The organism is Paraliobacillus sediminis (genome assembly GCF_003426055.1).
The window spans coordinates 258,740-272,046 of the sequence record NZ_QJSI01000001.1; the positions used below are offsets into that span (position 1 = coordinate 258,740).

Annotated in this window: 8 protein-coding genes; 7 read left to right on the forward strand and 1 reads right to left on the reverse strand. The window is 36.3% G+C overall.

Features of this window, described 5'->3' with window-relative positions; genetic code table 11:
- The first annotated feature begins 3 nt into the window (after positions 1 to 3).
- Genes D2K60_RS01170 through D2K60_RS01180 form a run of 3 tightly spaced genes read left to right on the forward strand, consistent with a single transcriptional unit; the run spans position 4 to position 8,386 of the window.
- Positions 4 to 1,944 (forward strand): serine/threonine-protein kinase, encoded by a 1,941-nt coding sequence (locus tag D2K60_RS01170; protein WP_117168168.1) that lies wholly within the window; start codon positions 4 to 6, stop codon positions 1,942 to 1,944.
- Positions 1,945 to 1,956: 12 nt separating this feature from the next.
- Complete coding sequence (locus tag D2K60_RS01175) at positions 1,957 to 2,397, forward strand: hypothetical protein (RefSeq protein ID WP_117168169.1); 441 nt, start codon at positions 1,957 to 1,959, stop codon at positions 2,395 to 2,397.
- Complete coding sequence (locus D2K60_RS01180) at positions 2,381 to 8,386, forward strand: Ig-like domain-containing protein (protein WP_117168170.1); 6,006 nt, start codon at positions 2,381 to 2,383, stop codon at positions 8,384 to 8,386. The genes D2K60_RS01175 and D2K60_RS01180 overlap by 17 nt, the downstream gene beginning before the upstream one ends.
- A 91-nt stretch (positions 8,387 to 8,477) precedes the next feature.
- Here the strand turns inward: D2K60_RS01180 and D2K60_RS01185 are convergent, their stop codons facing one another.
- The gene (locus tag D2K60_RS01185) at positions 8,478 to 9,191 is read right to left on the reverse strand and encodes an HAD family hydrolase (RefSeq protein WP_117168171.1); all 714 of its coding nucleotides are present in this window, start codon (positions 9,189 to 9,191) and stop codon (positions 8,478 to 8,480) included.
- A 251-nt stretch (positions 9,192 to 9,442) separates the two neighbouring features.
- On the opposite strand from D2K60_RS01185, the gene serC reads away from it, so the two are divergent.
- The 4 genes from serC to aguB all read left to right on the forward strand — a co-directional run bounded on the left by serC (position 9,443) and on the right by aguB (position 13,214).
- Positions 9,443 to 10,531 carry a 3-phosphoserine/phosphohydroxythreonine transaminase gene (gene serC / locus D2K60_RS01190; protein WP_117168172.1) on the forward strand — a complete coding sequence of 363 codons (1,089 nt, stop codon included), beginning with the start codon at positions 9,443 to 9,445 and terminating at the stop codon, positions 10,529 to 10,531.
- Between the two features lie 76 nt (positions 10,532 to 10,607).
- On the forward strand, positions 10,608 to 11,138 hold the full coding sequence (locus tag D2K60_RS01195) for a methylated-DNA--[protein]-cysteine S-methyltransferase (RefSeq protein ID WP_117168173.1): 531 nt from the start codon (positions 10,608 to 10,610) through the stop codon (positions 11,136 to 11,138).
- Between the two features lie 149 nt (positions 11,139 to 11,287).
- Positions 11,288 to 12,316, forward strand: coding sequence for an agmatine deiminase family protein (locus D2K60_RS01200; RefSeq protein ID WP_117168174.1), 1,029 nt, complete (start codon positions 11,288 to 11,290; stop codon positions 12,314 to 12,316).
- A 16-nt stretch (positions 12,317 to 12,332) separates the two neighbouring features.
- A complete protein-coding gene (aguB, locus tag D2K60_RS01205; RefSeq protein ID WP_117168175.1) occupies positions 12,333 to 13,214 on the forward strand; it encodes an N-carbamoylputrescine amidase in 882 nt (293 codons plus the stop codon).
- Positions 13,215 to 13,307: the final 93 nt, after the last annotated feature.

Below are 13,307 nucleotides of genomic sequence, written 5' to 3' on the forward strand. Positions count from 1 at the left end.
AAGGTGTTACAGATTGGTTCAGTTATTGATGGTAGATATGAGATTCTGAAGGAAATCGGTCGAGGCGGTATGAGTGTTGTCTACTTAGCAATGGATAATCGGCTCAATAAGTCATTAGTAGTAAAGGATATTCGTAAACGAGAAGGTAGTAATGATGAACTGTTAATCAATAGTTTAGTTGTTGAAGCAAACATGCTGAAGAAATTAGAACATATTGCGTTGCCGCGAATCTATGACATTATCGAATCAAAAGGCGATATATACGTCGTAATGGATTATATCGAAGGCGAATCGCTCAAAGAAAAACTCGATAGAGAAAAAATCATAGCGGCCAAAGACGTAACAAAATGGGCGAAACAATTAAGTGATGTCCTCGGTTATTTACATACTAGAAAGCCTAACCCAATTATTTATCGAGACATGAAGCCTGATAATATCATGTTAACGCCAGATAGTGCGATTAAACTGATTGATTTTGGAATTGCCAGAGAATTTAAAGTTGATCATTCGACAGATACGACTAATTTGGGAACAAAAGCATATGCATCCCCCGAACAAATTTCAGGAAAGCAAACAGACGCACGAACAGACATATATAGCTTAGGTGTGACCCTTTATCATCTGGTTACAGGAAGAAGTCTTAGTGAGCCACCCTTTGAAATTAAACCAATTCGCTATTGGGATCCATCTTTACCCGAAGGATTAGAGCACATTATTCATAAATGTACGCAACTTGAGCCAGATAACCGTTACCAAAGCTGCGCCGAACTTTCTTTTGATTTAGCTAATATCGAAAAGTTAACCCAAGGATATAAAAAGGAGTTAGTTAAACGATTAACAGTTTTTCTAATTCCGACAGTATTATTTTTAGGGTTTACTACTACTTCCATTTTAGGTTATTCAGGTATGAAAAATGAACAGTTTCAAGATTATATCGGATTAATGAACGAAGCAAGTAGCCAATTGATTGATGGTGATGAGACAGAAGCCATTAGTATGTTGGAAACTGCAATGGCTGTGGATAATAAAAGAGCAGATGCCTATATAAGTCTACTAGATTTATATATTAATAGAGAAGAAACGGATATTGGCTTAGCTAAGATAGAACAATATATCGACAATGGTTATGGTGGAATTGATAAGAATGAAGCAGTTTTATTTAAAGTAGGGATGACGTACTTTGATATAAAAAAAGATTACAAAGCGGCCCTAAGCTACTTTAGAGAAATAGACGCTGAAGATATACCGGATGTCCAGTATTATAAGACATTAGCAACGACAATGAGTAGTTTAAACATTGACTATCAAGCGTTCTCTGAAGAGTTAGCAGCATTTGAAACTTACACGGATGGACTTGCGAATGATAATAAAAAAATCGAGAATTATTACGCACTAGCAAATATTTATTTATCCTATAAAAGTCAAATTCAAGAAGCGAATACAAAGGCAATCACGTTACTAGAAAAGACCATGGAGATGCTAGTGATTTTAAACGATGATGCACTAGATTTGCAATATGAATTAAATTTCCAGCGTAAAGTTGCGCAAGCCTTTTATAGCAGAGGCATTAACTCGAATGATACGTTAAGCGCGCGTGAGGACTTTAATCAAGCAATTGAATATTACACAATTTTATTAGATGCAGGCGTTGCGGACAAACAAGGTGTTATGGTAACGATCGGTACCATTTATCAAGAGATGGGTTCTACAGAGCATGCAATTGAACAATATGCACGGACGATGGAAGAGTATCCTGATAGCGTTGATGCTTATATTAAACAAGTAAACCTGCTTCTTGATGTCGAACAAAACAAAGAAGAAGGAAAAAGAAATTACAAGAAAGTAAAAGAAATCTATCAACAAGTAAAAGCAATAAAGGCTGCCGCAGAAGATGATGGTTTTCAGAAATTAACTAGACGGTTACAAAACGCATCGGTGTTATAAGGAGGTACTAAATTGGGATATCAAATCATGTTTTATGGTGGATTAGGTTTAGCTATACTTACCCTTCCTATTGCTATTTGGCTATTTATTAAACTAGATATTTTACAAGTAATAGAGGATTTAACAGGCCTTCGATTGCAAAAAACAAACAAAAAGCGTTCCTTTCAGTATCAACCGAAGCTAACAGAAAGCGGAAAAAACACATCCAGTCAAATTATTTTGAAAAAGGAACCAGCTTTAGTTGCTTTAAGTAATGTCGTAGAAACGGAGAAGTTAATCGATTCTATCCCAGAAAGTAAGCCAGTATTAGCTGAAACCACTTATCTTGGTGATGATAACGAAACGGTATTATTAACAGATGAGCTAGACTTCAACATAGATGAGGATATTATGGTAATTGATTCGACTAGTAAACAAAAAATAGGAGGAGAACAAGATGGCAGCTACGTATAAAAGTAATAAAAAGTTATTTTGGATCGTAACACTAGCTATAGTTTTCTTATCAATAGGCATATTTGGTAATCATGTATTTTCATCTAGCGAGCTTAGCGTGAAAGTTAACTATAAAGATGATACGTGGGACACTAGCAAAGCGTATCCTTTTGAAAAGAATTGGCTAACAACAGAGGAGCAAGTGACCTTCACGATTGATCTCAGCACTTATTACAATCAATTGGAAGAAGAACAGGTTGTAACTGATCCTGATCAGCCCTTTAAGCTGAGTGCAACCTATTCAGGAAATGAGATAGAGCTAGACAAAGTAGAGTCCCTCTTGTCAGAAGAAGGAGATTTTCAAGGAATCTATCAAGTTAGCTATCAACTACCACCAGAGGAGGATGGTCAGCTTGATATCGAAATGACTGTCTTGGAAGCTGATAATTGGGGTATTACGACCCAACAAAATCCAATTACCTTTGCAATAGTTAAAGATACAAAGTCCCCTGATGTAACAGTTGATGTTGATGGGGTAGAGCCAGGTGATATCTATTATCCGAAAGCTGTTGGACAACCGACATATCCAACACTTGATATAAAAGTAGAAGATCTTAACTTACTAAAAGATACGTTAGTAATGACTGTTAATGGTGAAGCGGTTGATCCAGGTTGGGAAATAGATGGTACGACAGCAAAAAGTAGTTACAAGGTGGAAAATGATGGCGATTATATCATAGATGTAATTGCTCAAGATATTGCTAGTAATGAGACAAGTAAGAAAGTGGCCTTTGCGGTACATAATGAAGAGCCTGAACTTACTGTCTCTGCTGGTGGAACTAAAATTGAGAATAACGCTTATGTAACAGAAGAGTCGATTCAATTTGTGATAAACAATGGTGTATCTATTGGAGATGCAGCAATTGAAGTTACGAAAGATGGAAATCCGCATGAAGACATAGAAGCCATTACAATTGAAGGGAAAACAGCAACAGTAACAGATGATTTTGCCGAAGAAGGAACGTATCAGGTAACGGGTTTTGTAAAAGATGCAAATGACGGAAAGAGTTATGATTTAGAGTCTTTCACTTTTATCGTTGACCGTGAGGCGCCGAGTATATCTATTCTAGATAAGAGTGGAAATGAACTCGGGGCAAACTATGGTGAAGTGATTGGAGATGTGACAATCCAAGTCAACGATACAAATTTAAATAAAGATGAAACAACAGTTACTATAACGCGTCAGAAAGAAGATGGTAGTGAAGACGTAGATATTGATTTTGAATTTGATAAGACAACAGCAACAGCTGTATACGATTTTCAAGAACAAGGATTATACACGATAAACGTGCTCACAACTGATCTAGCAGGTCGCACGTCAGAAGTTACGCAAGAGGTTATATTGGATTTAAAAGACCCAGAAGTTCAACTAAAAGACGTTACGAATGACCAAGATTTAAACTCTTTTTACAAAGAAGAAGTAGAAGTAGAATTTATCTTATCTGATTTAACACTTGATTTAGAGAACTCTAAATTTGAAGTAAATAAGAAAAACCAGACTTCAGGTGAGATGGAAGCCTATTTAACAAAAGATGACCTTAATAATGGGGATTTTCTTTCCTCTTTGACACACACTTTTGGTGAAGGTGTGTTTGAGATTAATATCGAAACGGTTGATTTATTGGGAAATAAAAAAACGCAGAGTGAAAGTCTCGTGATCGACCTCTATGATCCGATTATAGAGATCGATTCCTCAGTAGAAGATGGCGATCATCTAACGCGCACTGCTATTACTGACCAAGGGGTGAATAAACTTTTTCCAATTACTATTGAAGAATTAAATCTTCACTCACAATCGGTTAAAGTTAAAAGAACAAATGCAGCTGGAGAAGAAGTTGTATTAGAGGATGTTGAAGTTGGTAAATGGGAACAGTCTGAAGAAAATGAATCGATCCAGCAATTTGTTTTTAAAGAAGGCGTCTTTGATGAAGACGGTAATTATGAGTTAGTTGTAGAAGCGAAGGATAGCTCAAATAGAACGAGTTCTAAGGAATTTACCTTTACAGTCGATAATATAAAGCCAGTAATCGAACTTTCTGAATTAGCTGCATATGAGAACGAAAGTGTAATAGCAAACATAGCAGTAACAGAAAATAATTATGCTACGAATAATGTTTCGATTGAAATATTAAAGCAAGACAATGATGGTTCCTTTGCAGTGTATGAAAATGATAGCTTTGAAACATGGGAAAACAAAGCAATAGTTTCAGATTCAGATTTATTATTTGATGAAGATGGTACGTATAAAATTAAAGTTCGTGCTACAGATAAAGCAGGAAATAAAGCAGATGAAATAGTTAAAACTTTTACAGTAGATACGAAAGCACCTGTATTAGTAATTGATGGAGTGAAGGATCATGAACATTATAATAAAGACATAAAAGTTGATTTCTCAGCAAACGATGAGAATATCGATTTGGAGAACACTATTATTCAAATTGAAAAGTGGAATGATAGCGCAAATGATTATCAAAAAGTAGAAATTGATGAGGAACTGTCTGTTATATCAGGTCTTGTGTCGTTAAGCCACAAATTTACAGATGAGGGCATGTATCGTTTGCGCTTAGCGGTAACAGATAAAGCTGAAAATAAAGCGGAAGAGGAAATTGTGCATTTTACTATTGATAAAACAACTCCTATTACAGCAATAACGAATATCACCGATCAAAAATTTTATTCATCGAATCAAGCGGTCACCTTTTCAGTGGTGGAAAAGAACTTCTTATCGAATAATGTATCGTTTACTGTTATGCGAAATGGTACAGATTATACCGATCAAGTAAATAAAATGGTCGGAGAGAAGTGGATGAATAAAAGTAAAGAAGCCGCGATCACTTATGATTTCGAGGAAGATGGATTTTATACGGTTAGCCTTCGTGCGATAGATGCTGCAGGTAATCAGGTTGATGAAATCACCAAATCTTTCACAATTGATGCAGCTTATCCTAATATTGTGATCGAAGGTGTGGAACAAAACAAGCATTATGACCAAGATAAAGAAGTGGAAATAAAGATTCAAGATGATAGTTTTGAAACGAATAAAGTAGAAGTGACAAGAGACGGCATGGCATATAATGTAGGCGATTTTGATATTACCAAAGTATTCTTTGGTGATTCTACTGCAAAAATAACACATACCTTCAAGGAAGAGGGAGAATACACGATTTCCGTTGAATCAATTGATAAATCAGGTAATCGCTCTACTAAAGAGATTACTTTTACCATTGATAAAACAAAGCCAACTATTGAGCTTGGAAAAGATATTGCTCCGTTTATTACGAGCAAAGCGATAAATGAACAAGGTGTAACAAAGCTTATCCCAATAACGGTTGCTGAATTAAATTTGAAAGATAAATCCATAGAAATAACACGAACAGGTGTAGATGGAAAAGAAGAAACATTTAAAAAATCAGACATAGGTAATTGGGAAAAAGTAAATGAAACAGCTTATCGTTTTATGCTAAAAGACTCGTTTTTTGCTGTCGATGGTGATTATACGATTACGATTAATGTCGAGGATAAAGCCGGTCAATCTGTAAAAGACTCGCTGCAGTTCACGGTGGATAATAGTAAACCAACAATTAAGTTAAGCAAAATCGACAAGTTTAATGAAAAGGCAGTTACTCAAACCATTCAAGTAGACGAATATAATTATCGCAGTAATGATGTCACCATTAATATGTATAAGGAAAATAGCAATGGCAAATTTGTTACGTATAATCATTCTGCTCTAAGTAATTGGGAAAACAATAAAGAATCAAGTTCGTTAGATTTTAAATTTGAGAACGATGGTAAGTATAAAGTCGAAGTAAAAGCAGAAGATGCATCTGGAAATAAGGCGACAACACAGTCAAATACTTTTACTGTTGATACGATCACACCAGAATTATCACTTTCAGGAGTGAGAGAAGGCGTACACTATAATACAAATAAGAAAGTAACAGTAGCTGTAACAGATCAAAACATTAATCCGAGTAACACCAAGCTTTCTGTTACAAGACTAAATCATTCGTCTGGAAAAATGAGACCATATGATACAGCTACGAAACTTAATTTCAATCAAACAAGCGCATCATGGGCCTACACTTTTAGTACGGATCAAGAAGGGACGTACGAAGTGAAAATAAGTGCAACGGATAAAGCAGGGAATAAAGCCGATGCGAAGAAAGTGAAATTCACAATTGATAAAACGGCACCAATGTTATTTGCTAACAACGTAAAAGATAATGCATTTTATTCAATTAGTAAACGAGTAGGATTCCTTATTGATGAAACGAATTATCAAGAGAATAGTGCGAAATTCACTGTACAAAAGGATGGGAAAGACATTACTCCTACAGTCGAAGGAAGTAAGGGTAGTGACTGGAAGTATGCTAGCAAAATTTCTTCGTTAAATTATAACTTTAATCAAGAAGGTTCTTACACGATTAATATGAGTGCAAGAGATGCGGCAGGGAACAATGCGAAGTCCGTACAAAAAACGTTTGCGATTGATACGATTAAACCAACAATAGACATTGAAGGTGTATCTGATAACGAATACTATAACGTAGATAAACCCGTATCTGTTTCAATTAAAGACGTGAATTTAGATGCGAATACGATTCGAGTCACAAAGGACGGCGCAGCATATAATGTAGGTGGTTTCTCGATAACCGACAATGGTTACCAACAATCAATCGCGTCCTTAAGTCATCGTTTTAGCCAAGAAGGTGAATATGAGATTTTCGTTGATGCAACAGATAAAGCTGGTAATCAATATAGCAAACAAGTTGCCTTCACTATTGATAAAACGGCACCAGAGTTAACTCCGAAAATGAGTGGAGATAATACAGTTATTAAAGACGGTTCATATATTAATAAAGTATTTACACCAATCTTTTCTTTAGACAATCCAGAAGAAGATACCATTGAATCTGTTCGATTAAATGGAGGGTCGAATCTGGCAGGAAATGTACCAGTAGCTTCAAAAGAAATGTTTTATGAGTATCAGGTATTGGCGTCAGATAAAGCAGGAAATACGACAACACTAAATATTAGTTTCACCTTGGATACGACTATGCCAAGATTAACAATTACTGGTATTCTAGAAGGCTATTTTAATGAAAATATGGCTCCTAGGGTCATATATTCAGATAAACATTTAGATGAAGAAAGAACATCTGTTACATTAAATGGCGAACCATTTGAAAATGGGGCACTATTAGATAGAGAACAAGATTATATTTTAAAAGCTGCAATTACCGATTTGGCGGATAATAGTAGTGAGCGTACGATTGTTTTCAGTATTGATAAGACAGCACCAATTATCCAATTTAAAGAGGCGATTTCTGGTCAATATTTAAATGAAACGATCATACCAGAGTTGTTCATAGAAGATATGAGTGCGTATGATATTATCACTTTAACATTAAATGGTAACCCTTATAACCTAGGGGATCCAATTGAAGATGAAGGGAAACATGTCCTCTACTTTGAAGTGAAGGACAAAGCTGGTAATATCCAACAATTAACAGTTGAATTTATTATTGATAAGACGAATCCAGAGGTATTGTTTGAGGGTGCTGAAGCGGATGAAGAGTACTATGATCCAATTGAGTTATCTATCCAGTTAGAAGATTCAACGGATACAATCAAAACTGTTCTAATCAACGGAGAAGAATTTGTTGGAGAAGTTACGGAAGAGGATGGCAATCTTTCAGTTAAGGTTAACCTATCTGAAATAGATGCATATGAAGTGGAAGTTATTGCATATGATCAAGCGGGCAATGAAGTGAATCCAACGCTTTCTTTTGAAATTGTGGATAAAGATATTTTAACTAAAGTATATGAGAACAAACCGTTATTTGCGGGAACCATTATAGGACTACTTGCTTTAATTGGTGGTGGCGGAACACTTTTAATAAGAAAGAGAAGAATAAGCCTAATTGATAAGCCAGAAGTAGAATAATAAACCTAATAGGCCTTGTGTTACTAGATTAATAGTGACAGAAGGCCTTTTTTGTTAAGCATCATTGCGTATCATCTTACTAATTTGTATGCTAATCTATTAGTGCAAGGTCATTTCGAAATACTTCGAGAAGCTCTTTTGTGTGATAAATGACTTTATCTGGTTGTGCTAGCGTGGTTGGCTTCCTATGCCTGTGATTTAACCAAATCGATTGCCAGCCAGCTTGTTTAGCTCCTACAACATCGTTTTCAAATGAATCACCAATATAGATAGTTTTTGTTTTGTCTAATTGTAACTTTTCTTCAATATAGTTAAATACTTCTGGTACCGGTTTGGCATGTCCAATTTCCCCGGAAATAAAAAAATGTTCTTCTGGAATCCACTTTGCTAAACCCAGTTGTTTGATTTTCATTGTTTGATGGTCTTTTTCTCCATTTGTAAGAACAGCTAGTTGTTTTTTCTCTCGAAACAGTGCATCCAATAATTCCTCGACTTCTTTAAAGAGCGTTATATTATTTTGCTCCGCTAAATATGTAGCTTGAAAGTCAATTGCTTCTTGATAGCTAATCGTTATGCCGAATTCCTTACAAGCTTCAGTGATTCGATACGTTTGTAACTCTTCTGTAGTTACCTCGCCCGTTATACTTTTATGAAATAATGCATCACTATATTTTCTGCTAGCTATGTAGAGTTCGGTATGCTCTTCGTCCGTAAATGTTCGTCTAAACTGTTTAATTACTGCTTTCTTAAAAGGTAATGTTTGATCATAAAGTGTGTCATCTACATCAAAAATGATTGTATCCAAAATTGTTTCCTCCCTAAATGTAAAACGAGTCTGCTGTTAATCATAACATGCTAGATTGATAATGATGAGCAGTTTTTGGCAGTGATAGATAATTAGCTTAATTTTTTGAATATTGTAAGTTGAAAGTAAATAGGAATGCTGTTAAAATGATCACAAAGATTAAAATATTAAAATGGTTTAAAAGAATGATGTTTAATAGATTGCGTGTTTAAGATATATTTGTAGATAAAAAAACAGATGGGTGTGGTGACATGAATAGAGTGTATAATTTTTCAGCTGGACCGTCAATGCTTCCTTTACCAGTGTTAGAGAAGGCACAATCAGAATTGTTGAGCTATCGTAGCTCAGGTATGTCAGTAATGGAATTAAGTCATCGTTCAGCTTTGTTTATGGATATTATTACAGGGGCAGAAAAGCATTTGCGACAATTGATGGTGATTCCAGATAACTACAAGGTACTGTTTCTCCAAGGTGGCGCTTCACAACAATTTGCAATGATACCAATGAATTTGCTTGTTAAAAATGGAAAAGCTGATTATGTAAATACGGGCTCATGGTCGAAAAAAGCAATAAGTGAAGCAAAGAAATTCGGTGATGTTCGCGTAATAGCCTCTTCTGAGGAGGATAACTTTACTTACATACCAAAGATTGATCGAAGCATGATTGATCCAGAAGCTGATTATGTTCATATTACTACCAACAATACAATAGAAGGAACAGCTTATACAGAGTTCCCAGATACAGGTGATGTGCCATTAATCGCTGACATGTCTTCTAACATTTTATCAGAAGAGATTGATGTATCAAAATTCGGTTTAATCTACGCTGGAGCACAGAAAAACATCGCACCAGCAGGGTTAACGCTTGTGATCATTCGTGAAGATTTAATTGGTCATGCGCCGGATAGTTGTCCGACGATGATGGATTATAAAACGCATAGCGAAAGTGGATCGCTTTATAATACGCCACCGACTTATGCCATTTATATTGCTAAGTTAGTTTTTGAATGGTTGAATGAGCTTGGTGGTCTTAAAGAGATGGAGCGTATTAATCGCAAGAAAGCACAAATTTTGTATGATGCCATTCATGATTCTTCGATGTTCGCTTCACCAGTTAAAGCAGATAGTCGTTCGTTAATGAACATTCCGTTTGTTACAGTTAACGGAGATTCAGATTTAGAGGCTGCATTTATTAAAGAAGCGCAAGGATTAGGACTTGAAACGCTAAAAGGCCATCGTTCCGTAGGTGGTATGCGTGCAAGTATTTATAATGCAATGCCATTAGCAGGCGTTGAAAAGCTAGTTGGTTTTATGAAAGAATTTGAAGAAAATTACAAATAAATAGGTTGCGGGAGTGGTAATGATTCAATCATTGCCGCTTTTTTGTATAAATCTTACTCAGATTGGAGGATTAGTGATGACTGAAAGCAAGTGTATCTATTGGTCGAATTTTACTGTTGGAGAGTGGCATTTTTATTTGGCTGCGACTGCAAAAGGTTTATGTTATGTTGGTTCACCAGATAGTAAGTGGGAAGAACTTCAAAGTTGGATTATGAAGAAGTTTAGTAATGTTAACTTAATAGAAGACAACCAAAAGCTAGCACCATATAAAAAGGAGTTGACTGCTTACTTTCAGGGGGAACTAGCAGCCTTTAGTTTTGCTACTGATTTACAAGGAACTGTATTCCAACAGAAGGTGTGGCATGCACTGCACCATGTACCATATGGTAAAACGTATAATTACGCGCAAATAGCCGAGTTGATTGGGAAGCCGACTGCTGTTCGTGCAGTTGGAACAGCAATTGGTGCAAACCCGGTTCTTGTTTCGGTTCCTTGCCATCGCGTAATTGGAAAAGACGGAACATTAACAGGCTATCGTGGTGGTTTAGAAATGAAAACGCATCTCTTGAAACTGGAACAACGCACATTCAAACAAGATTTATCATAGATAAAAGAACGATTCCTTATTAACATTGGAATGGTTCTTTTTTGTTGTGAGATAATAGTGATAATCACGTATAAAAAATAAGTGTTTTTTGCTAATAATGCTGTTATAATTTGTTTTTACGCTATCCTAAAAGGGAAAAGAGAGAGCATATGAATCCGATAAATGTATCATATAAAATGCCGGCAGAATGGGAAAAACATCAACGCACGTTTATCTCATGGCCTGTAAAAGAATCAATGTGTTATCCTGAAGATTATGCGACTGTTGCCGAGGGTTATCGTGCTATTGTAGAAGCGATAGCTGTATATGAGCCTGTTACTGTTTTGGTTAATAAGACAGAGCTAGAGAAGGTAGAGTCACTTTTTACTAACGTAGCTATTGAACTACTTGCTATCGAACATGATGATGCGTGGCTACGTGATAATGGGCCAACGTTTGTTGTCTCAGAGGCTGGTGAAGTTGCAGGTATCAACTGGATATTTAATGCGTGGGGAGAAAAGTACACACCATGGGAGTTAGATGATCTTGTTGCATCAGAAATATTATCGAATTATCAAGTTAAACAAATAGATGCACCAATCGTAATGGAGGGTGGTTCGTTTCATGTAGATGGAGAAGGAACGTTAATTACCACAGAAGAATGCTTACTCCATCCAAATCGAAATCCATCATATACAAAGGTAGAAATTGAAGCTTATCTAAAAAAACACCTAGCTGTTTCAAAAGTTATCTGGTTGAAAAATGGTTTAGATGGTGACGAAACAGATGGTCATGTTGATAATATTGCTAGTTTTATTGCGCCTGGGAAAATAATGATTCAGGTATGTGATGATCAAACTGATGCAAACTATAAGATTACCCAAGAGAATCTGGCTATATTAGAAGAGGAAGTTGATGCACAAGGGAGAAAATTAGAAATTGTGAGAGTCCAACAGCCATCACTTCGAAAAGATGGTGACGACCGGTTAACATTGAGTTACCTTAATTTTTATTTTGTTAATGGCGGTATCATATTGCCGGTGTTTGGTGGAGATGCAACGGAAACAGACAAAGTTGCGATCGAACAATTCAAGCAGCTCTTTCCTGAACGTGTGATTCATCCGATTGATGGAATGGCAATTATTCGCGAAGGTGGTAACATTCATTGTATGACGCAACAAATGCCTATTAGTAGGTGAAAAGGAGAGAGTGTAAATGGCCAGAAATGTAACTGTCGCAGCTACTCAAATGAGCTGTTCCAATGATATAGAAGATAATATTACAAAAGCTGAAGTGCTAGTTAGAGATGCTGCCAAACAAGGCGCACAAGTTATCTTGTTACAAGAACTATTTGAAACACCATACTTCTGTCAAAAGGAAAAACCGGCTTATTATAGCTATGCGACTGAATTAGATAAAAATAAGGCGATCCAACATTTTCGACAAATCGCAAAAGAACTAGAGGTAGTTTTGCCAATTAGTTTTTATGAAAAAAAGAACAATGCTAGATACAATGCGCTTGCGATGATTGATGCAACAGGTGACGTATTAGGCACATATCGTAAGAGTCACATTCCTGATGGTCCTGGTTATGAGGAGAAGTTTTACTTTAACCCAGGCGATACGGGCTTTAAAGTTTGGGAAACACGCTATGGAAAAATTGGTGTTGGTATCTGTTGGGATCAATGGTATCCAGAAGCAGCAAGGGTGATGGCGTTACAAGGTGCTGAAATGTTGTTCTATCCAACAGCAATAGGATCAGAACCGGAAGATGCATCGATTGATTCGAAAAATCATTGGCAAGCATGTATGCTGGGACACGCAGCTGCGAACTTAATGCCAGTTATCGCTTCTAATCGAATTGGTGCTGAAACGGATGAAGATTCAGAGATTACTTTTTATGGCTCTTCATTTATTGCAGGTCCGGAAGGGAATAAACTTGCAGAAGCGGGAAGAACAGAGCAAGAAATCTTACTTGCGACATTTGATTTAGACGCGTTAGATGCACAACGGATCGAATGGGGTATTTTCCGTGACCGTCGTCCAGAACTTTATCACGCTATTACGACAAATGATGGGCATCAACCAGTTAAATAACATAAAAAATGGTCCTCGCTATAAGATGAGAGGGTCACCTTTTTTTAATAGTACAGGTTGGGGGAATGTTGTTTTAATGGTGATAAACTGTTA

Coding starts and splice junctions, on each gene's coding strand:
- D2K60_RS01180 (WP_117168170.1), top strand. CDS start 2,381: ATGGCAGCTACGTATAAAAGTAATAAAAAGTTATTTTGGATCGTAACA.
- serC (WP_117168172.1), top strand. CDS start 9,443: ATGAATAGAGTGTATAATTTTTCAGCTGGACCGTCAATGCTTCCTTTA.
- D2K60_RS01195 (WP_117168173.1), top strand. CDS start 10,608: ATGACTGAAAGCAAGTGTATCTATTGGTCGAATTTTACTGTTGGAGAG.
- D2K60_RS01200 (WP_117168174.1), top strand. CDS start 11,288: ATGAATCCGATAAATGTATCATATAAAATGCCGGCAGAATGGGAAAAA.
- aguB (WP_117168175.1), top strand. CDS start 12,333: ATGGCCAGAAATGTAACTGTCGCAGCTACTCAAATGAGCTGTTCCAAT.